Source organism: Sphingomicrobium clamense (genome assembly GCF_019264355.1).
Taxonomy (GTDB): Bacteria; Pseudomonadota; Alphaproteobacteria; order Sphingomonadales; family Sphingomonadaceae; genus Sphingomicrobium; species Sphingomicrobium clamense.
The window spans coordinates 1,910,427-1,931,080 of record NZ_JAHVAH010000001.1 but is presented as its reverse complement, the minus strand read 5'-3'; the positions used below and the strand labels follow the sequence as shown (position 1 = coordinate 1,931,080).

Here is a 20,654-nt window from a genome sequence, read left to right as displayed (position 1 = left end):
GGAGCGTTGAATGACCGACACGACCGCGAGCACGAGCGTCAACAAGGGCTTCCTGGGATGGGTGGAGCGATCCGGCAACCGATTGCCCGACCCGGTCTTCATCTTCTTCTACCTCATCGCGATCCTGATCGTCATCTCGGTCATTGCCGCGGCGACGGGGACCAGCGCGGCGCATCCCGCCGAAATCGATCCGGAGACGGGCGCGGCGCGGATTATCACGGCGCAGTCGCTGCTGTCGGCCGACAATATCCGCCGCCTGTGGGTCGAAATGCCCGCAACCTTCACCCACTTCCACCCGCTCGGCTACGTGCTGGTCGTGATGCTGGGTGCCGGGGTCGCGGAACGCGCGGGCCTGTTCGGCACCGCAATGCGCGCAGGCGTGCGCAACGCTCCCAAGGCGCTGCTGACGCCGCTGGTGGTGCTGGTCGGCATGATCGGCAACCTCGCCGCCGACGCCGCTTACGTGGTACTCATCCCGCTCGCAGGGATCATCTTCCATGCCGCCGGTCGCCATCCCATCGCCGGCATCGCGGCCGCCTTTGCTGGCGTGTCGGGTGGCTTTTCGGCGAACCTCCTGCCCGGACAGCTCGACGCGCTCCTGTTCGGCATTACCGAGGCGTCGGTCGAAACCGTGTTTGGAGACTGGACCGCCAACATCGCGGGCAACTGGTTCTTCATCGCGGCGATGACTTTCATTTTCCTGCCCGTGATCTGGTACCTCACCGACCGCGTGATCGAACCTAAGTTCGGCGCGTATGACTCCTCGAAGGCGGATCACGAGGTCGACGATGCGACCGAAGACCGTCCGCTGACCGCAGGCGAGAAAAAGGGCCTCAAGCGCGCGGGTCTCGCGGCGCTGGGCGTGATCGTGGCCTGGGTGATATTCACGGTCGGGCCGGGCACGCCGTTGATCGACGAAACCGCCAATCCCGAAGCGCGGCTGACGCCTTTCTACCAGAGCCTCGTCGCCGGCTTCTTCATCCTCTTCCTCCTGTCGGCCTGGGCCTATGGCGCCGCTGCCGGCACGATCAATAATCATCGCGTGCTGGTGAAGATGATGGCCGGGGCGATGGAGGACCTGGCCTACTATCTCGTGCTGGCCTTTGCCGCGGCGCATTTCGTCGCGATGTTCGCCTGGTCGAACCTGGGGTTGATCCTTGCGGTGAACGGCGCCGACTTCCTGCAGGGCTTCGACCTGCCGGCGCCGGTGCTGCTGGCCGCGATCGTGCTCTTTTCGGGTTTCCTCAACCTGTTCGTCGGCTCGGCGAGCGCCAAGTGGGCGCTGCTCGCACCGGTGCTCGTCCCGATGCTGATCCTGCTCGGCATCAGCCCGGAGACCTCGACCGCCGCCTATCGCGTCGGTGACAGCGCGACCAACATCATCACCCCGCTGATGGTCTACCTGCCGCTGATCCTGATCTTCTGCCAGCGCTGGCAGAAAGACTTCGGGCTCGGCAGCCTGATGGCGATGATGATCCCCTATTCGATCGGCCTGCTGATCGCGGGGACCGCGCTCATTATGGTCTGGGTCGGGCTCGACCTGCCGCTCGGGCCGGGGGCGGGGGTCTTCACCGACCCCGCCGCCTACGGCATCAATCCGACCGGACCTGCCGAGGCGAACTGACGATGAGCGCGAAGCGCCTGCTGCTGTGGCTGGCGCTTTCGCTGCCGGGCTGGTGGCTGGTGGGGCGGTGGGCGCTGACACCCGACGCCTATGGCTACGGCCATGCCATCGCCGACAGCGGCCAATGGGCGGCATGGCTGCTCATGGTCACGCTGGCAGTCACGCCGATGCGATTGGCCTTCCGGCGCAGCGCGCTGGCCAAGTGGCTGGTGCGCTATCGGCGCGATCTGGGCGTGGCGAGTTTCGCTTATGCGGCGCTGCACACGCTCGTCTATCTCGACAAGAAGGCGACGCTCGCCAACGTGCTCGAGGAATTGCCGCAGGATTTCATCTGGAGCGGCTGGCTGGCGCTGGCGTTGTTCGTGCCGCTGGCGGTGACGTCGAACGACGTCTCGATGCGCTGGCTGAAAAAGTCATGGAAGGCGCTGCACCGGCTGGTCTATCCGGCGGCAATCCTCACCTTCCTGCACTGGATCTGGTCGGCCTTCGACCCGACCACCGCCTGGATCCACGCAGGAGTCCTGGCGGCGATCGAGATCGCAAGGCTCTGGCTGCAACGCGCTAGAGCGTGACGTACTGGCGCAGGCGCGCGACTTCCGCTTCGTCGACATATTTGCCGATCTCGCGGTCGAACTCGGCCATGTCTTCGTAGGGGCGATATTCCTCGAACTCGTGGACCATCTTGTCGGTCATGCCGGGGATGAGACGGATGGCCTCTTCGCTGGCGGTATTGAGGTTGATCGGCACGAACATTTTTTCGCGAACCATCGCGGCCTTTTCTTCGCCGACCGCTGCGACCAGCGCCGTGTTGTAGGCGACGGCATCGGCATAGGGACGGGCGGCGACGAGCGCAGCAGCCTGCTCTTCGGTGAGGTCCGCCACTGCTGCCAGCTGGTCAGCATCGGCGACGTTGACGTCGATCACGGCGTCGCTTTCGACGATTACGTCAGCCGGCTTGGTCCCCGACACGTCTTCGTCGACGGGGGCTTCGACCTGCTCGGAGCAGGCGGCGAGGGAGAGGGCGCCGACAAGGGCGGAGGTCATGAGAAAACGCATGAGTTGAATTCCTTTATTGCGATGCGTTCGCAATAACAGGTCGGAGCGGCTTCGCCACCCCCATTTGTCGAAAAGGGCCTCAGTCCGTCTCGGGTGCGGAACCGGGATCCGGGCCGTCGCCTTCATCCTGGGCACCCAGGTCGCGCGCGACGTGGGCGGTGCGCAGCAGGCTGTCGATATGGCTGCCTTCGTCGAAGCTCTCGTCAATCTTGAACTTCAGGTCGCAGGCATATTTCTGGTTCACCCGGCGCGAGACTTCGCCGCGCAAGTAGCGCACATTCTTCTTGAGCGCGGTCAGGACCGCCTCTTCATCGCCGCCCAAGAGCGGTTTGACGAACACCATCGCGTGGCGCAGGTCGGGGCTCATGCGCACCTCGGTGACCGAAATGGTCGCGCCTTCCAGCGCCGGGTCATGCACGTCGCCGCGCATCAGCACTTCGGCGAGCGCATGACGCACCTGCTCGCCCATCCGCAGCATGCGGACGGAGGGCTCGGTGGAGGTGGCGCGTTTCTGGACCATGGACGGCGAGGGGACCGCGGCTCGTTAGAGCACGCGATCCTTTTCCTCGATTTCGAACACTTCGAGCATATCGCCCGGTTCGATGTCGTTGGTGTCCTCCAGGACCACGCCGCACTCGGTGCCGGCTTCGACTTCCTTGACGTCGTCCTTGAAGCGGCGGAGCGAGGCGATGGTCGTCTTCGAGACGATGACGTCGTCGCGGGTGAGGCGGGCGTGGAAGCCCTTCTGGATGACCCCGTCGACCACGAGGAGGCCGGCGGCCTTGTCCTTCTTGCCCGACTTGAACACCTGCTTAACCTCGGCGCGGCCGCGGACATGTTCGACGATTTCCGGACCAAGCTCGCCCGCCATCGCTTCCTTCACCCAGTCGGTGAGGTGATAGATGACGTCGTAATAGCGGAACTCGACCTGGTCGCGCTTGGCGACTTCGCGGGCTTTTGCGTTGGGACGCACGTTGAAGCCGATGATCGGCGCACCGGTCGAGGCGGCGAGCGTCACGTCGCTTTCGGTGATCGCACCGACGCCCGAATGAAGCACGCGAACCTCGATCTCTTCGGTCGAGATCTTGTGGAGCGCGTTGACGATCGCTTCGGCGGTGCCCTGCACGTCGGCCTTGACGATGATCGGGAAGCTGATCGTTTCCGACCCCTTCTTGGCGAACATCGCATCGAGGCTCATCGGCGCGCTGGTCGTGCGCTTCTCGTCCAGCTTGCGCTGGCGATAGTCGGCGACTTCGCGCGCACGCTGGTCGTTCTCGACCACCGTGAACGGGTCGCCCGCGCTCGGCAGGCTCGACAGGCCTAGCACTTCGACGGGGAAGGCCGGACCGGCCTCCTTGACGCGTTTGCCATGATCGTCGACGAGCGCGCGGACCTTACCGGCCGCGGGACCCGCAACGAACGTGTCGCCGACCTTGAGCGTGCCGCGCTGTACCAGCACGGTCGCGACCGGGCCGCGACCCTTGTCGAGCTTGGCTTCGACGACGGTAGCGTCGGCGTTGCGGTCGGGGTTGGCTTTCAGTTCGAGCAGTTCGGCCTGTAGGTTGATCGCTTCCAGCAGCTTGTCGATACCGGTCTTCTTGAGCGCCGAGACTTCGACGTCCTGCACTTCACCGCTCATCGCCTCGACGATGATCTCGTGCTGGAGCAGCTCCTCGCGCACCTTCTGCGCATTGGCGCCGTCCTTGTCGATCTTGTTGATCGCCACGATCATCGGCACTTCGGCGGCCTTGATATGGTTGATCGCCTCGACCGTCTGCGGCTTTAGGCCATCGTCGGCGGCGACCACGAGGATCGCGACGTCGGTGATGTTGGCCCCGCGCGCACGCATTTCGGTGAAGGCCTCGTGGCCCGGCGTGTCGAGGAAGGTGATCGGATCGCCGCCCTTGGGCGTGACCTGGTAGGCGCCGATATGCTGGGTGATGCCACCGGCTTCGTGACCCGCGACGTCGGCGCCGCGAATGGCGTCGAGCAATGAGGTCTTCCCGTGGTCGACATGTCCCATGATGGTGACCACCGGCGGACGCGGCTTGAGCGTGTCTTCGGCATCGACGTCCTCGGAGGTGTCGATGTCGACGTCGCTCTCGCTCACGCGCTGGACGGTGTGCCCGAACTCGTTGACCAGCAGCTCGGCCGTGTCCTGATCGACGTTCTGGTTGATGGTGACCATCATGCCCATGTTGAACAGGCTCTTGACCAGATCGGCCGACTTTTCGCCCATACGCTTCGCCAGTTCGGCGACCGTGATGCTCTCGGGCACCACGACGTCACGATACTGCTTCTCGCGCGGGCCCGAATGCGACTGGGCACGCTTTTCCTTCTCGCGCTTGCGCTTGAGCGCTGCGAGCGAGCGGGCGCGGCCACCATCGCCACCGCGCAGTGCGCGATTGACGGTCAGCTTGCCCGAACGGCGATCGGGGGCCGGACGACCCTTGTCGTGACCCTTCTTGCTGTCGGCTTTCTTGGCCGGCGCGGCCTTGCGATGGCCGTGCGGCTCCTCGCGCTGTGCGTCGGCTTCGGCGGCCGCCTGCTTCTGTGCGTCTTCGGCCGCCTTCTTGGCGTCCTCTTCGGCCTTCTTGGCAGCTTCTTCCTCGGCCTTGCGGTTGGCTTCGGCGCGCTCGGCCTCTTCCTTGGACTTTCGGTCCTTGGCCTGATCGTCGCGGCGGCGCGATTCCTCCAAAGCCGCCATGCGCGCCTCTTCGGCCTCGCGGACGAGCTTTTCCTGCATCGCCTTGCGTTCGGCGATTTCCTCGGCCTCGGTCTTCTTGCGCGGTGCGGCCTTCTTGGGCTCGGGCGCCTTCTTCTCGGGCGCAGCCTTCGTTTCCTCGGGCTTCTTCGCCTCTTCCTTGGGCTCCGGCGCGGCATCGCCGGGCTTGAGGATGCGGCGCTTCTTGACCTCGACCACGACGGTGTTCGAGCGCCCATGGCTGAAGCTTTGCTTCACCTTGCCGGCTTCGACCGTCCGCTTGATGCCCAGCGGCGCTCGTGTACCCAGCTTTTTCTTGTCGTCGCTCATTCTAATCCTTCGTCGTCTCGTCATTCGCCGATGCTTCGCCATCGACGGCGTTGCCGCCGTCTAGCCCAGCATCGGCATCAAGGAAAGCATGCCACCGCTCGAGCGCATCCAGCACCCGCCTGGCGGCTGCGGCATCGATCAATGCCACATGTACCACATTTTCGCGTCCAAGCGCCATCGAGAGGTGGGTACGGTCGACTGGAAGGACAAGCCCCCGGCCTTCTTGCCCGCCCACGCGCCACGCCTGGTCGATCTTCTTGCGGCCGCCTTCGGAGGCGTCCGCTGCATGGAGAAGCAGCCGCGCCTGGCCGCTGCGGCAGGCCGTTTCGACTTTCTCCGCACCGTTGACCAGCGTGCCGCCCCGCGCCTCCAGCCCCAGCCGGTCGAGCGCATTGCGCTCCAGCGCGGCTTCGATACGCTCGGGCAGGTCGTCAGGATAGGCGACCGAGCCCTTGAAGGCCCGCGCCAGCGCGCCCTTCAGCGTGCCCTTGGCGACCGCGGTTTCGAGCGCGGCTTTAGACACGCCTAGATAGGCGCCGCGGCCCGAAGCCTTGGCGCGCACGTCGGGATGCACGGCACCGTCCGGACCCACGACCAACCGCACGAGGCGCGCCTTGGGCGCTGCCTCGCGGGTTAGGATGCAGGTCCGCTCGGGAGCGGTCTTATCCGTCGTCAGGCGATCATTGGTCCCCATCCGCAGCCGCGTCCTCCTTTTCGGGCGCAGCTTCGGCGGGAGCCTCGGCTTCGTCTTCGTCTTCGAACCAGTGCGCGCGGGCGGCCATGATGATCTCATTGCCCTGCTCTTCGCTCAGGCCATATTCGCCCAGCACGCCACCCTTGTCTTCGGGGCGCTTGCTGTCGGCGCGACGGCGCGGCGTTTCGCGCTTCTTCTGGATCAACTCGTCGGTGGCAAGGTCGGCGACGTCGTCGAGAGTCGTCAGGCCGGCTTCGCCAAGCGTGACCGCCATGGCTTCGGAGATGTGCGGCAGCTCGGCCACCGCATCTTCGACGCCCAGCTCGCGGCGCTTCTCGCGCGCGGCTTCTTCCTGACGATCGAGCGCTTCCTTGGCACGACTCTGCAGCTCTTCGGCGATTTCCTCGTCGAGGCCCTCGATGGTCGAAAGCTCGTCCTGCGGGACGTAGGCGACTTCCTCGAGGCTCGTGAAGCCTTCGGCGACCAGCAGCTGGGCGAGGGTTTCGTCGACGTCGAGTTCGTTCTGGAACATCTCGGTACGCTCGACGAATTCCTTCTGCCGCTTCTCGCTGGCATCGGCTTCGGTGAGGATGTCGATCTGGCTGTCGGTCAGCTGGCTGGCAAGACGCACGTTCTGGCCGCGGCGACCGATGGCAAGCGAAAGCTGGTCGTCGGGAACGACGACTTCGATGCGGCCTTCTTCCTCGTCGATGACGACGCGGCTGACGGTCGCGGGCTGGAGCGCGTTGACGACAAACGTCGCGAGGTCTTCCGACCACGGGATGATGTCGATCTTCTCGCCCTGCAATTCCTGGACGACCGCCTGGACGCGGCTGCCCTTCATGCCGACGCAGGCGCCGACGGGATCGATGGAGCTGTCATAGCTGATGACGCCGATCTTGGCGCGCGAACCCGGGTCGCGGGCGGCGGCCTTGATCTCGATAATGCCGTCGTAAATTTCGGGGACTTCCTGCGCGAACAGCTTGCGCATGAAATCGGGGTGCGCACGGCTAAGGAAAATCTGCGGACCGCGGGTTTCGCGGCTGACGCGCATGATCAGCGAGCGGATACGGTCGCCGACGCGCACCATTTCGCGCGGGATCTGTGCGTCGCGGCGGATGACGCCTTCGGCGCGACCCAGGTCGACCACGACATGGCCGAACTCGACGCGCTTGACGACGCCGGTGATGACTTCGCCCGCGCGATCCTTGAACTCTTCATACTGACGCTCGCGCTCGGCGTCGCGGACCTTCTGGAAGATGACCTGCTTGGCGGCCTGCGCGGCGATGCGCCCGAATTCGATCGGGGGCAGCGGGTCGACGATGAAGTCGCCGATGGCGGCCCCGTCCTGCAGCTTCTGCGCACCCTTGAGGTCGACCTGCTTGAAATGGTCTTCGACGTCCTCGACGACTTCGAGGACACGCCACAGGCGCAGGTCGCCCGAATTAGGGTCGAGCTTCGCGCGGATGTCGTTTTCGTTGCCGTAACGGGCGCGGGCAGCGCGCTGGATCGCGTCTTCCATCGCCTCGATGACGATGGCCTTGTCGATCAGCTTTTCACGCGCGACGGCGTCGGCAATCGCGAGCAGCTCGGCCTTGTTGGCGGAGGCGGCTGCGGGGGCCGGGGGGTTCGGCTGGGTCTCAACCATGATTCGTCTTACCCTTCTTCATTGATTTCGTCGGCGCCGTCAGCAGACAGCGGCTGGGTTTCCTGGAGCAGCTTGTCGGTGAACAGCAGCTTGGCATCCTCGATCAGGTCGAACGGGATGACGTGCCGCTGGTCGTGGTCGTCGGTCAGCGCGATGGTGCGCGCGTCCTCGTCGACCCCTTCAAGCTCGCCTTTGAATTTCTTCTGGCCCTCATGCTTCTTCTCGAGCGTGATGCGCGCGAGGTGGCCGGTCCAGTCGACATAGTCCTGCCAACGGGTCAGCGGACGGTCGATGCCGGGCGAGGACACTTCGAGCCGGTAGGCATGATCGATCGGGTCCGCCTCTTCCAGCGGCTCGTCGAGCGCGCGCGAAATGTCGGCGCAATCCTCGATGGTCAGCTGCCGCGTGTCGGGACGCTCGGCCATGACCTGGAGCGTGGGCTCCTCCGCCCCGCCGATCATCTTCACGCGCACCAGCTTGAATCCCATGTCCTCGACGATGGGTTCGATAATGGTCGCAATGGCGGCAGTGTCGGTCAAATCATGTCTTTCACAAGCAATGGGCCCCGGTGCCGGCCCCGATCCCCGGGACCAGCCTCAGATCGCTAACGATGTGAGGAGGTGATGCGCATATAGGCGCGAGCGGCCTCCTATGCAAGCGATCCATGACACCATTGTGGCTTGCCCGCGTTGGCGTCATGATGCCCGTCCCAAAAAGGAGAATGAAATGCGCGCCTCGCTGATCCCGCTAGCCCTCGTCACCGCCGCCTGCACGGCTTCCGCGCCGGGCGAGGCAGAGCCAGCGGCGAGCAGCTCGAGCTCGATCGCGCCGATCTCCGCGCATAACGAAGTCGCACAGGCCGATGCGCCGTTCACGGTCGAGGCGATGGGCGAATATGACGAGCCGTGGGCCGCCGATTTCATGCCCGGCACGAACCTCCTGTTCATCAGCGGCAAGGAGGGCCGGCTCTGGTTCGTCGACGTCGAGAGCGGCTCGACCGGATCGGTCAGCGGCGTTCCGAAGGTCGATTATGGTGGGCAGGGCGGCTTCGGCGATATCGCTTTCGGCCCCGACTGGGAAAGCCCGATGGGGCAGGGCGGCGATCTTTACATGAGCTGGGTCGAGGCGGGCGAAGGCAACAGCCGTGGCGCGGTCGTCGGCAAGGGCAAGCTCCTGTGCCAGAGCGAAGAGGCCTGTCGCCTGACCGGTGTCGAGGTGCTGTGGCGTCAGGACAAGACCGAGGGGCGCGGCCACTATTCGCACCGCATCCACTTCTCCCCCGATGGTCAATATATGTTCGTAACCTCGGGCGACCGCCAAGAGCAGGACCCGGCGCAGGACAATGAAAACAACCTCGGGACCGTCTTGCGGCTCAATCTCGACGGCAGTGCAGCGGAGGGGAATCCGCTCTACGACCAGGGCGGCTCGACCGCCGAGATCTGGTCCTACGGCCATCGCAACCTGCTCGGCCTCGACTTCGCGCCAGATGGACGACTTTGGGAGATCGAGATGGGGCCCAAGCACGGCGACGAGCTGAACCTCATCACGAAGGGCGGCAATTACGGTTGGCCCAAGGCAAGCTATGGCGACAATTATAACGGCACCCCGATCCCCGATCACACGGCGGACGATCCCTATGTGAAGCCGGTCGCCTATTGGGATCCGGCGACCAGTCCGGCGAGCCTGCTTATCTATTCGGGTGACCTGTTCGCCGACTGGACGGGCGATGCGCTGATCCCGGGCTTGTCGGGGCAGGAACTCAACGTGGTGAGCCTCGACGGCGATCGCGCCACCGATGTCACCAGCTACGCCATGGGCGCGCGCATTCGTGAGGTCGTGCAGGGTCCCGACGGCGCGGTCTACCTGCTCGAAGACGACCGCGGGGACTCGCAGGGTCGCCTGCTCAAGCTGATGCCCAAAGAATAGGGGCGGCGCCGGTCTCCCGGCACCGCCCTTCATTCGTCACGCCGAAAACTACTGCGGCTGCGGGATGCGGCGCAGATAGGGTTTGACGGTTTCGAAGTCGCCAAACTTGGCCTTCGCATCGTCGTCGCTGACCGTCGGCGGGATGATGACGTCGTCGCCGTCCTGCCAGTTTACCGGCGTCGCGACGCCCTTGTATTCGGTCAGCTGGACGCTGTCGAGCAGGCGCAGCACCTCGTCGAAGTTGCGGCCCGAGCTCATCGGATAGAGCAGCATCGCGCGGATCTTCTTGTCCGGGCCGATGATGTAGACGGTGCGCACGGTCGCGTTGTTGGCGGCGGTGCGGCCTTCCGCCGTGCCGCTCTCGTCGGCCGGCAGCATGTTGTAGGCCTTTGCGACATTGAGGTCGACGTCACCGATCACCGGGTAACCGACGCTGTTTCCGGACACGTCCTCGATGTCGGGCAGCCAGTTGCGATTGTCCTCGCTGCTGTCGACCGACAGGCCGATGATCTTGGTGTTGCGCTTGGCGAACTCGTCGGTGAGCCCGGCCATGTAGCCAAGCTCGGTCGTGCAAACCGGCGTGAACGCCTTGGGGTGCGAGAAGAGGATCGCCCAGCTGTCGCCGATCCAGTCGTGGAAGCTGATCGAGCCTTGCGTCGTCTCGGCAGTGAAATCGGGCGCGGTCGAGCCGATGGAAAGTGTCATGGTGGGAGCTCCTCTTCTTATTCGGTGGGTTGATAGGGGATGTCGACCTGCGTTTCGCGGGTCAGGAATGCGGGGACTTCGAGGCCCTTCGAGGCCAGGAATTCCGGATTGAACAGTCGCGAGGCATAGCGAGTGCCGGGATCGCACAGGACGGTCACGATGGTGTGGCCGGGCCCCATTTCCTTCGCGAGACGGATCGCGCCAGCGACATTGATGCCCGAGGAAAGGCCCAGGTTAAGGCCTTCTTCTTCGAGCAAGGCAAAATTGACGTCGAGGCTTTCCTGGTCTTCGACCCGGAAGGCATGATCGACTTCGAGCCCATCGAGGTTGCCGGTGATGCGGCCCTGCCCGATGCCTTCGGTGATCGAGCTGCCTTCGGCCTTCAATTCGCCGTCGGTGAAATAGGAAAAGAGGGCGGCGCCGGGCGGATCGACGATCCCGATCTGCACGTCGCTCTTGCGTTCGCGAAGCGCCAATGCCGTGCCCGCAAGCGTGCCGCCGGTGCCGACCGCGCAGATGAAACCGTCGACCTTGCCGTCGGTCTGGGTCCAGATTTCGGGGCCGGTCGTCTCGACATGCGCCTGACGGTTGGCCGGATTGTCGAACTGGTCCGCGAACATCGCGCCACCCGCCTTGGTCCCGGCAAGTTGCTCGGCGATCCGGCCGGCGACCTTCACATAATTGTTGGGGTTCTTGTACGGGACGGCCGGCACCTCGACGAGCTGCGCGCCGAGCATGCGAAGCGTCTGCTTCTTTTCCTCGGTCTGCGTGTCGGGGATGACGATCACCGTCTCCATTCCCAGCGCATTGCCGACCATGGTGAGCCCGATACCGGTATTGCCCGCCGTGCCGTCGACGATCGTACCGCCGCGCTCGATCCGGCCTTCGCGCATGGCGTCGAGGACCAGGAACTTGGCCGCGCGGTCCTTCACCGACTGGCCCGGGTTCATCCACTCCGCCTTGCCAAGGATCGTGCAGCCGGTTTCCTCCGACGCGCGCTGGAGCTTGATGAGCGGCGTGTTGCCGATGGCGTCGAGGACGGAGTTGCGGATGGTCATGCCCGCCTATCTAGGGTGTCGAGCGTGCCGCGATAAGGGGTTGGTAACTTGGTGTTCATCCAACGGTGCCTAAATCGCTGAAATGCGTAGTGTAATTCTTTCCGCCTTCGCCGCTGTCCTGCTCGCGTCGCCCGCGTCGGCAACGCAGGGCATCGTGTGCAGCACGATCGAGGGCCCCGAGCGGGTCTATAGCCTGATGGCGGGCACGCACGCGGCCGCGACCTGGTCGATCAAGGAACAGCAGGGCGAGCGCTGGATCGACCGCGAGATCGGGCAGCACTGGATCGACGACGAGCGGCTCTATGTCGATATTGTCAACAGCGAGACGCTGACCCGCGTTGCGCGGATCGAAGCGCGCAAGACCGGCACCGAGTGGGTCGGCGCCTTTCGGACCGAAACGCGCACCCAGTCGATGGTCTGCCAGCAGGACTAGCGCTTGCGATAGCGCAGGTAATAGGGCCGGCGCCCCTCGCGCCGCGCCTTGGCGGCATAGCGCGTGTCGATCCATCCGCCCGGCTTTTCCAGGAACCCCATGGCGTCCTCGATCACCCAGTCGAATTGCTCGCGATGGCTCGCGCGCTGCATGACCATAAGCGCCCATTCAAGATAGACGGGATGGTCGGTGGCGACGCGGAACTCGCCGCCAGACTTCAGCTTGCTCGCAATCAGGTCGACCGGACCGTCATTCATCATCCGCCGCTTGGCATGGCGCGCCTTGGGCCACGGATCGGGGTGGAGGAGATAGACGAAGCTGAGCGCGCCGTCGGGCACGCGGCGCAGCACCTGGAGCGCGTCGCCCATGTGCAGGCGTATGTTGGCAAGCGTCCCGTTGCGGATATGCGTCAGCGCCTGGGCGACGCCATTGAGGAACGGCTCGCAGCCGATGAACCCGTGGTCGGGCAGCAGGTCCGCGCGATAGGCGAGATGCTCGCCCCCGCCGAACCCAATTTCGAAATGAAGCGGCCGGTCCTCGCCAAACAGCGACTGAGCGGTAATGGGCCCTTCGTCCGGAACCTCCAGCTGCGGCAGCAGGTTGTCCACTAAATCCTGCTGCGTTTTGCGCAGCCGGTGGCCGCTGGAACGGCCGTAAAGCCGATTGAGGGTTGTCGGGTCGCCTTGCTTGTGTGCCGTCATGCGGCGCGATCTATTCGAAGGGCGCGCGACAGGCAATGGCGGTCAGAGCGGGAAGAATATGAACTTCAAAAATATTGATCTGCGTTTAGAACACACACGGTGATCGATTCAGCCATCTTCCTGCTGGTCGTACCGGGCTTCTTTCTTGTGCTCGCGCTCATCCTTGCCCTGCTCGCGATCGAGGATCGGGGGCGCAAGAGCGCGATCTGGGGCGCGGCAGCCTTTCTGGTGGCGGGGATCGGCGCGATCGTCGACCTGTTCCGCCCACCCGGCGACGAGTGGCTCAAGTGGCTCACGCTCACCATTCACTTCGCGACCCTGCTGCTCCTCTCCAAGGCGTTCCTGGTTCGCAAACGAAGCCCGCTTCCGGGACCGGCAATCGCGACACTGGCTATTCCGATCCTCTATTTCCCGCTCTTCGGGGTCGATCATAGCGAGAATACCCGCACTATCGCGGTCCAGATCGCAGCCTTCATCCTCACCGCTTCGGTGGTCTGGCAGCTGGTGCGCACGCGCGGCGATGCGCTGATCGACAAGATCGCGATCGCCGTGCTCGGCTTCGGTTCGGTCACTTATCTCGTCCGAATATTCGTATTCGGCGCCTTCGTCACCGAAGACAGCGCGGGGCGCTTCTTCGACGATACCTACAATATCGTCTTCCACCTGACGTCGGCGGCTTTCGGTCTCCTCGCGGGACTGGCGTTGCTCGTGGCGATCGGCGTCGACACGGTGCTCGAACATGCCCGCAAGAGCGCGATCGACCCGCTGACCGGTCTTGGCAATCGCCGCGCGCTCGACGATGCGATCGACATGGAGGGGCGGCGCAAATGGCGCTGCGGTGGCGTGATCGCCATCGACATGGACCATTTCAAGTCGGTCAATGACCGCTTCGGCCATCCCGAAGGTGATCGCCTTCTCGTAGCGGTCGCGAAAGCGCTCGAGAAGCGGATCGGCGAATGCGGCCACCTTTGCCGATTGGGTGGCGAAGAATTCATGGCGTTGATCGAGCAGGAGCATAAGGAGCGGCTCGAGGAACTCGCCGTCGCCGCGCACGAGGCGATCGGCGATGTCAGCCTCGACGGTCCGCTCGCCGGCTACCAGCCGAGCGCGTCGGTCGGTTTCCATGTCCGCAATGCCGGAGCGACCCTGACCGAGGCGATGCGGCTGGCCGACCAGGCGCTCTATCGCGCCAAGGGACTGGGCCGGGATTGCGTCGTCGGCGCGCGCCACGCCAACGGCGTGACCGTCATGACCGAAGCGCTCGAGAAAAGCGCCTAGAGCGTTACCGCAGCCGTAAGATCGTCGACCAGGTCGGTCGCTTCCCATGGGAAGTAGTCGTCGCGCGCCTGACGCCCGAAGTGGCCATAGGCTGCGCTGCGCTCGTAAATCGGCTTGTTGAGGCCTAGATGCGTGCGGATCGCGCGGGGGGTGAGACCGCCCAGTTTCTCGATCGAGAAGATCGCGGCCTCAATCGCATCGTCGGGAACGGTGCCCGTCCCGTGCGTGTCGACGTAAAGCGACAGCGGCTGGCTCACGCCGATGGCGTAGGCGAGCTGGATCGTGCAGCGCTTGGCCAAGCCGGCCGCGACGATATTCTTGGCCAGATAGCGCGAAATATAGGCTGCCGACCGGTCGACCTTGGTCGGGTCCTTGCCCGAAAAGGCACCGCCGCCATGGGGCGCTGCACCGCCATAGGTGTCGACGATGATCTTGCGGCCGGTAATGCCCGCGTCACCGTCGGGACCGCCGATGACGAAGCTGCCCGTCGGGTTGATGTGATAGACGGTGTTGTCGGTGAGCAGGCCGTCGGGAAGCACCTCGGCCACAACCGATTTCACGTAATTGTGTAGCTCCTCGAGCTTGTCGCCTTCGTCATAGCCTTCGGCATGCTGGGTCGACACGACGACTGCGGTGCATTCGACCGGGCGTCCGTCCTTGTAGCGCAACGTCACCTGACTCTTGGCATCGGGTTCCAGATAGGGAGCGACCCCGTCATGACGGTCGCGCGCCAGCTTTTGCAGGATCTTGTGGCTGTAATCGATCGCCGCGGGCATCAGGTCGGGCGTCTCGTCGCAGGCGAAACCGAACATGATGCCCTGGTCGCCCGCGCCCTCGTCCTTGTTGCCGCTGGCATCGACGCCCTGCGCGATATGCGCGGACTGGGCATGGAGATGGTTTTCGAAATCAAGCTTGTCCCAGTGGAAGCCCGTCTGCTCGTAGCCGATCCGCTTGACCGTCGCGCGCACGCGGTCCTCGATCTCGCGCTTGATGCCGGGCGCCCAGTTGCCGTCCGTATCCATCACGCCCTGCCCGCGAATCTCGCCTGCCAGCACGACGAGGTTGGTCGTCACCAGCGTTTCGCACGCGACGCGCGCTTCGGGGTCCTTGGAGATGAACAAGTCGACGATGGCGTCGCTGATCTGGTCCGCGACCTTGTCGGGATGACCCTCGGAAACGCTTTCCGACGTGAAGAGATAGGATGAACGCATGGGGTGTTCGTGCCTTTGAGAAACGTGCTTGGCCTCGGTCTAACGAGCGCGCCGCGCGAGGGCAACGCCAGTGATCAGCAGCAGGGCCGAGAGCAGGAGCGGGATGAAGTTGCCGAGATGCGCAAAGGGTGTCGGGCGCAGCGCGGGGGCGGGCAGGATCGTGTCGATCGCGCCGCGCTCGCCCATGCCGATCGTCTCGACCAGCGATCCGTCGGCGGCGATCACGGCGCTGATCCCGGTCGGGGTCGCGCGAATGACGGGCAGCCCTTCCTCGGCGGCGCGCAGCCGTGCCTGCGCCAAGTGCTGAGGTGGGCCCCAGGCGCCGAACCATGCGTCGTTCGACGGGTTGAATATGAAGTCGGGACGGTTCTCGCGGTCGACCACTTCGCCCGAGAAGATGATTTCGTAGCAGACCTGCAGGCCCGCCTTGAGCCCGTTGGGCAGGTCGATGCTCCGTGCGCCCGGGCCGGGGGTGAAATCGAGGCTGCCGGGCACCAGTCGCGACAGGCCGAGCGGTTCGAGCAGCCAGCGCATCGGCAGATATTCGCCATAGGGGACGAGGTGCGCCTTGTCGTAGCTGCCGACGATGCTGCCATTGGCGTCGATGGCATAGACGCTGTTGGTCGCGCCGGTGACGTCGCGGCCGTTGGCGGACTCGATGCCGACCCCTCCGGCCAGCAAGATGGCGTCGGATGCGATGGCGTCGGCCGCGACTTCGCGTTGGCGCAATGCCAGGCCGCTGCCAACCAGCCGCTCGTCGCGCATCGGCGCGGTCATCGCCGCTTCGGGCCAGAAGACGATGGCTGGAGATGCACCGGTCTCGGGCCGCGCGTCCCTCGACAGTCCCAGTAATCGACCAGCAGCCACCGCATCGCCACCCGGCAGATATTTTTCCTCCTGCGGGATGTTCGGTTGCACGACGCGGATCGGTACTGAAGTTTCCGGTTTCAAATCGTTATTGGCGAAGAAGGGCAGAAGAAAGCAGGTCGCTGCAATGGCAACGGGGGCCTTCCACGCCCGCGTCGACGCCAGCCAGATCGCGCCGCCCAGCAGCACGACGATGGCGCTTAGCGAATAGGTGCCGACCAGCTGGGCCGTCTCGCGCCACGGCGTGTCGGCCAAGGCCACCCCGACCGGATTCCAGGAGAAGCCCGTGAAGACGTTGGCGCGCAGCCATTCGGCGATCGCCCACCCGCCACCTAGCGCCAGGACCATGCCGGTCGGTGATTGGCGCGCGAACCATCCGGCCAGCGCGGCGAGCATCGGATAGACCGCAAGGTAGAAGGACAGCAGCACGACTGCGATCCAGCCGAAAAAAGCGGGCATGGCTGCCTGGAAGGTGAACGCGGTGGCGATCCAGTTGAGGCCGAGCACGAACTGGCCCAGCCCGAACATCCATCCGATCAGCGCCGCGCGTTTCCAGGTCGGCGCGACCCATAGCATGGCGGCCAGCAACGCGAAGGCGAGGGGCATGAGCGGCCACAACCCGACCGGCTGGAACGCGAACGCGCTCAGCAGTCCGGTGACCAGCGCGATCCACGGCGCGCGGGGCCCGCCGAGATGCGCCAGGAGCTTGGTCATTCGCCCGCGGGTTCTGGTGCGGTGAGGCGGATGCGTGTCATGCGCTTCGCATCTGCATCGACACATTCGAGCGTCCAGCCGCTCGGATGGCAGACTGCTTCGCCGGGCTCGAGAATGCGGTCGGCGATGGCGAGCACCAGCCCGCCAATCGTCTCGACATCGTCTTCGTCCCAGGTGAGGCGCGCATCGACATCGGCGTTGATCTGCTCAAGCTCGACGCGGGCGTCGGCTTCCCAGCGGCCTTCGCCGATCTGGACCAGCATCGCCTCTTCCTGCTCGTCATGCTCGTCCTCGATCTCGCCGACAATCTCCTCGACGACGTCCTCGATGGTAACCAATCCCTCGGTGCCACCATGTTCGTCGACGACGATGGCGAGGTGGGTGCGCTCGGCGCGCATGCGGGCAAGCAGGTCGAGCACGCCCATCGCCTCGGGGACGAAGAGCGGCGTGCGCATCAGTTTGTCGAGATCGCGGCTGCGGCTGCCGACCTTGGCCTGGAACAGGTCCTTGATGTGGATCATCCCGACAATGTCGTCGAGGCTGCCGGCCTTGATCGGCAGGCGGCTATGCTCGGCCTCAGCAAAGGCGTCGACGATGTCATCGAAGCTCGAGCTGGCGTCGACCGACACGATTTCGCCGCGCGGGACGCAAATGTCGCCCGCGGTCCGGTCGCCGAAATGCAGCAAATTGCGCAGCATCGTGCGTTCGGACGAGGTGAGGTCGCCGGCAATCGGAGGCTCGGCATCCGCTTCGTCGATTGCGGCCTCGATCTCTTCGCGCAGCGACGGTTCGCTATCTTCGCCGAACAGCAGCGAGCGCATGCCGCGCCACAGTCTCGATCCTTCTTCGGGACGCGTCGCCATCGTTACGCCTCCGCCCGGTAGGGGTCGGCGATACCGAGGCCGGCCAACGCCTGGCGCTCGAGCGCTTCCATCGCTTCCGCCTGCTCGTCCTCGAGGTGGTCGTAGCCCAGAAGGTGGAGCGTGCCGTGCACCATCAGATGCTGCGCGTGATCGGCAAAGGCGATGCCCTTGTCGTCGGCCTCGCGCGTGCACACGCCGTGCGCGAGGATGATATCGCCAAGCATCAGCGGCAGCGAACTGCTGGGCTCCGCATCCAGTTCATCGGCGTCGGTCATCGGGAAGCTCAACACATTGGTGGGCTTATCTTTCCCACGCCATTGTTCGTTGAGGGTGTGGACATCATCATCAGTGGCAAGGCTCATCGACAATTCGACCAGGCGCTCGGTGGCGAGCAGTTGCGGAAATGCGGACGCCGAGACCGCAGCGCGAACCGCGCGATCGGCCACGACGGCCCAATCGGTGCCGCTAGACTCCCATTCGGGATCGGTTTCGAGGACGAGGTCGAGCATCAGCCTTGCTGTCCCTCATACGCCTCGACGATGCGTCCGACCAGCGGGTGGCGCACGACGTCGGTCGCGGTGAAGCGGACGGTAGCGATGCCTTCGACCCCTTCGAGCTTGCCGACCGCATCGGCCAGCCCGCTCGCACCCGGATCGGGCAGGTCGACCTGCATCGGGTCGCCGCAAATGACCATGCGGCTGCGCATCCCGAAGCGGGTCAGGAACATCTTCATCTGCGCCGGCGTCGTATTCTGCGCCTCGTCGAGGATGATGAAGGCGTCGTTGAGCGTGCGGCCACGCATGAAGGCGATGGGCGCGATCTCGATTTCGCCGGACGCGATCCGCCGCTCGACCTGTTCGGCCGGCAGCATGTCGTACAGTGCATCGTAGAGCGGGCGGAGATAGGGATCGACCTTCTCCTTCATGTCGCCCGGCAGGAAACCGAGGCGCTCTCCGGCCTCGACCGCGGGACGCGAAAGGATCAGCCGTTCGACCGCTCCGGTGATGAGCATCGAAACCGCCTGCGCGACTGCGAGATAGGTCTTGCCGGTGCCTGCGGGTCCCAGCGCGAAGATCATCTCGTCGCGCGCCAAGGCCTTCATATAGACCGTCTGGTTGGCGCTGCGCGGGGCGATCGTCTTCTTGCGCGTGCGGATCAGCACCTTGGGCGGATCGGCGACTTCCTTGTCGATGATGCCGTCCAATGCAGGCTGGTTGGCCATGCCGATCACCGCCTCGACAGCTTCGGCATCGACATCCTGTCCTCGATCCAGACGCTCGTAGAGGCCGAGCAGCACTTCGCGAGCACGCGCGGACGCGTCGGCGTCGCCCTCGATCTGCACGCGGTTGCCGCGCGCGGCGATGTTCACGCCGAGCCGATCCTCGATGATGACGAGATGGCGGTCATACTCTCCAAAGAGCGGGCCAAGCAGAAAGGGCTGGTCGAATTCGAGTTCGAGGCGGGCGTGTTGCTCGACGGCGGCGTCTTCGGCGCGTTTGGCCATCAGGCGGCGACCTCTTGTCGCAACACGCGGCCACCGAGGCTGTTGGGGAGCGCTTCGAGGATTTCGACCTCGAGCATCGTGCCGATCGGGGCGTCGGTTTCGGCGAACACGGACTGGAGCCAGGGCGACTTGCCGATCATCTGGCCCGGGCGCTTACCCTTGCGGTCGATGAGGATGGACATCGTCTCGCCGACCTTCGACCGGTTGAATGCGAGACTGTGTGCGGAAAGGCGCGCCTGGAGGCGCTGCAACCTGTCATCCATCACGTGTGCGTCGACCGCTCCTTCCATCTCGGCCGCCGGAGTGCCCGGACGGGCCGAATATTTGAAACTATAGGCCGAAGCGTAACCGACCGCATCGACGATGGCGAGCGTTTCTTGGAAATCTTCTTCCGTCTCTCCTGGAAAGCCAACGATGAAGTCGCCCGAAATCGCCATGTCGGGCCGCGCGGCGCGGAAGCGGTCGAGCAGTTTCAGGTAGGACTCGGCGGTGTGCGAGCGGTTCATTGCCTTGAGGATCCGGTCGCTGCCCGCCTGCACGGGCAAATGGAGGTAGGGCATCAGCTTCTCGACCTCGCTATGCGCGGCGATCAGCCCCTCGTCCATGTCTGCAGGATGGCTGGTCGTGTAGCGGATGCGCTCGAGCCCATCGATCTTGGCGAGGCGTCGGACGAGCAGTTCGAGCCCGCCTTCGCGGCCCTTTTCGTCGATCCCGCTCCAGGCCGAGACATTCTGCCCCAGCAGCGTGATCTCGCGCGCGCCGCGCTCGACCAGCGAGAGCGCCTCGTTGACGATGTCGCCCCACGGTCGGCTGATTTCCGCACCGCGCGTGTAGGGAACGACGCAATAGGTGCAGAACTTGTCGCAGCCTTCCTGAACGGTGAGGAAGGCCGATGGGCCAACCGTCTTACGCGCGGGCATCGCGTCGAACTTCGAGATGGCGGGCATGTCGGTATCGACAGGGCGTTTGCCCTTCTGCGCTTCCGCGACAAGATCGGGGAGGCGGTGATAGGCCTGCGGTCCGACGACGATATCGATCATGTCGCTGCGGCGCTGGGCTTCCGCCCCTTCCGCCTGCGCGACGCAGCCGGCGAGCGCAACCATCGGACGGCTGCCATCTTCGCGCTTTAGGCGGCCGACATCGGAATAGGCTTTTTCCGCCGCCTTTTCGCGGATGTGGCACGTGTTGAGCACGACGAGGTCGGCATCCTCGCCCTCGGGGGCTGCGGTCAGGCCCTGCTTGGCCATGAGTTCGGCCATGCGCTCGCCATCGTAGACGTTCATCTGGCAGCCGAAGCTCTTGATTCGGAAGGTTTTGGGATCGGTCATTTGGGGTGCC

At 64.8% G+C, this 20,654-nt stretch carries 20 protein-coding genes; 5 read left to right on the top strand and 15 right to left on the bottom strand.

From position 1 onward, the window contains the following. The first annotated feature begins 10 nt into the window (after positions 1 to 10). Both KTQ36_RS09890 and KTQ36_RS09885 read left to right on the top strand, forming a co-directional pair. A complete protein-coding gene (locus KTQ36_RS09890; protein WP_218633497.1) occupies positions 11 to 1,624 on the top strand; it encodes an AbgT family transporter in 1,614 nt (537 codons plus the stop codon). Between the two features lie 2 nt (positions 1,625 to 1,626). Beyond that, positions 1,627 to 2,196, top strand: coding sequence for a protein-methionine-sulfoxide reductase heme-binding subunit MsrQ (locus tag KTQ36_RS09885; RefSeq protein ID WP_218633496.1), 570 nt, complete (start codon positions 1,627 to 1,629; stop codon positions 2,194 to 2,196). On the opposite strand, the gene KTQ36_RS09880 is transcribed toward KTQ36_RS09885, so the two are convergent. The 6 genes from KTQ36_RS09880 to rimP all read right to left on the bottom strand — a co-directional run bounded on the left by KTQ36_RS09880 (position 2,186) and on the right by rimP (position 8,595). Further along, positions 2,186 to 2,680, bottom strand: coding sequence for a hypothetical protein (locus tag KTQ36_RS09880; protein WP_218633495.1), 495 nt, complete (start codon positions 2,678 to 2,680; stop codon positions 2,186 to 2,188). The genes KTQ36_RS09885 and KTQ36_RS09880 overlap by 11 nt on opposite strands. A gap of 79 nt (positions 2,681 to 2,759) precedes the next feature. Next, the gene (rbfA, locus tag KTQ36_RS09875) at positions 2,760 to 3,200 is read right to left on the bottom strand and encodes a 30S ribosome-binding factor RbfA (RefSeq protein ID WP_218633494.1); all 441 of its coding nucleotides are present in this window, start codon (positions 3,198 to 3,200) and stop codon (positions 2,760 to 2,762) included. A 24-nt stretch (positions 3,201 to 3,224) separates the two neighbouring features. Continuing rightward, positions 3,225 to 5,714, bottom strand: coding sequence for a translation initiation factor IF-2 (gene infB / locus KTQ36_RS09870; protein WP_218633493.1), 2,490 nt, complete (start codon positions 5,712 to 5,714; stop codon positions 3,225 to 3,227). A 1-nt stretch (position 5,715) separates the two neighbouring features. Next, a complete protein-coding gene (locus tag KTQ36_RS09865) occupies positions 5,716 to 6,408 on the bottom strand; it encodes a DUF448 domain-containing protein (protein WP_218633492.1) in 693 nt (230 codons plus the stop codon). Further along, complete coding sequence (gene nusA / locus KTQ36_RS09860; RefSeq protein ID WP_218633491.1) at positions 6,395 to 8,056, bottom strand: transcription termination factor NusA; 1,662 nt, start codon at positions 8,054 to 8,056, stop codon at positions 6,395 to 6,397. The genes KTQ36_RS09865 and nusA overlap by 14 nt, the downstream gene beginning before the upstream one ends. Positions 8,057 to 8,064: 8 nt before the next feature. Beyond that, positions 8,065 to 8,595, bottom strand: coding sequence for a ribosome maturation protein RimP (gene rimP / locus KTQ36_RS09855; RefSeq protein WP_218633490.1), 531 nt, complete (start codon positions 8,593 to 8,595; stop codon positions 8,065 to 8,067). 187 nt (positions 8,596 to 8,782) lie between these two features. Here rimP and KTQ36_RS09850 point away from each other — a divergent pair, with 187 nt between their 5' ends. After that, entirely contained in the window at positions 8,783 to 9,982 is a 1,200-nt protein-coding gene (locus KTQ36_RS09850) for a PQQ-dependent sugar dehydrogenase (RefSeq protein ID WP_218633489.1), read from the top strand. 48 nt (positions 9,983 to 10,030) lie between these two features. Here KTQ36_RS09850 and KTQ36_RS09845 read toward each other — a convergent pair whose 3' ends face one another. Together KTQ36_RS09845 and KTQ36_RS09840 are read right to left on the bottom strand one after the other, a co-directional pair. Continuing rightward, positions 10,031 to 10,687: a peroxiredoxin gene (locus KTQ36_RS09845; protein WP_218633488.1), complete on the bottom strand. Its 657-nt coding sequence runs from the start codon at positions 10,685 to 10,687 to the stop codon at positions 10,031 to 10,033. A gap of 17 nt (positions 10,688 to 10,704) precedes the next feature. Then, positions 10,705 to 11,745: a cysteine synthase A gene (locus tag KTQ36_RS09840; RefSeq protein WP_218633487.1), complete on the bottom strand. Its 1,041-nt coding sequence runs from the start codon at positions 11,743 to 11,745 to the stop codon at positions 10,705 to 10,707. Between the two features lie 82 nt (positions 11,746 to 11,827). On the opposite strand from KTQ36_RS09840, the gene KTQ36_RS09835 reads away from it, so the two are divergent. After that, positions 11,828 to 12,178, top strand: a complete 351-nt coding sequence (locus tag KTQ36_RS09835) for a hypothetical protein (protein ID WP_218633486.1) — start codon at positions 11,828 to 11,830, stop codon at positions 12,176 to 12,178. On the opposite strand, the gene trmB is transcribed toward KTQ36_RS09835, so the two are convergent. Further along, complete coding sequence (trmB, locus tag KTQ36_RS09830) at positions 12,175 to 12,879, bottom strand: tRNA (guanine(46)-N(7))-methyltransferase TrmB (RefSeq protein ID WP_218633485.1); 705 nt, start codon at positions 12,877 to 12,879, stop codon at positions 12,175 to 12,177. The two genes, KTQ36_RS09835 and trmB, sit on opposite strands and share 4 nt — an antisense overlap. A gap of 99 nt (positions 12,880 to 12,978) precedes the next feature. On the opposite strand from trmB, the gene KTQ36_RS11520 reads away from it, so the two are divergent. Continuing rightward, positions 12,979 to 14,157: a GGDEF domain-containing protein gene (locus KTQ36_RS11520; protein ID WP_218633484.1), complete on the top strand. Its 1,179-nt coding sequence runs from the start codon at positions 12,979 to 12,981 to the stop codon at positions 14,155 to 14,157. On the opposite strand, the gene metK is transcribed toward KTQ36_RS11520, so the two are convergent. From metK to miaB, 6 genes are read right to left on the bottom strand one after another with little or no spacing between them, the layout of a single operon-like run. Next, positions 14,154 to 15,368 (bottom strand): methionine adenosyltransferase, encoded by a 1,215-nt coding sequence (gene metK / locus KTQ36_RS09820; RefSeq protein WP_218633483.1) that lies wholly within the window; start codon positions 15,366 to 15,368, stop codon positions 14,154 to 14,156. The genes KTQ36_RS11520 and metK overlap by 4 nt on opposite strands. 39 nt (positions 15,369 to 15,407) lie before the next feature. Continuing rightward, a complete protein-coding gene (gene lnt, locus KTQ36_RS09815; protein ID WP_218633482.1) occupies positions 15,408 to 16,949 on the bottom strand; it encodes an apolipoprotein N-acyltransferase in 1,542 nt (513 codons plus the stop codon). Then, positions 16,946 to 17,812, bottom strand: coding sequence for a hemolysin family protein (locus tag KTQ36_RS09810; protein ID WP_218633481.1), 867 nt, complete (start codon positions 17,810 to 17,812; stop codon positions 16,946 to 16,948). Before KTQ36_RS09810 ends, lnt begins: the two co-directional genes overlap by 4 nt. A gap of 2 nt (positions 17,813 to 17,814) precedes the next feature. Beyond that, positions 17,815 to 18,321 carry an rRNA maturation RNase YbeY gene (gene ybeY / locus KTQ36_RS09805; protein WP_218633480.1) on the bottom strand — a complete coding sequence of 169 codons (507 nt, stop codon included), beginning with the start codon at positions 18,319 to 18,321 and terminating at the stop codon, positions 17,815 to 17,817. Next, entirely contained in the window at positions 18,321 to 19,316 is a 996-nt protein-coding gene (locus KTQ36_RS09800) for a PhoH family protein (RefSeq protein ID WP_218633479.1), read from the bottom strand. The genes ybeY and KTQ36_RS09800 overlap by 1 nt, the downstream gene beginning before the upstream one ends. Next, entirely contained in the window at positions 19,316 to 20,644 is a 1,329-nt protein-coding gene (miaB, locus tag KTQ36_RS09795) for a tRNA (N6-isopentenyl adenosine(37)-C2)-methylthiotransferase MiaB (protein ID WP_218633478.1), read from the bottom strand. Before miaB ends, KTQ36_RS09800 begins: the two co-directional genes overlap by 1 nt. Between the last annotated feature and the right edge of the window lie 10 nt (positions 20,645 to 20,654).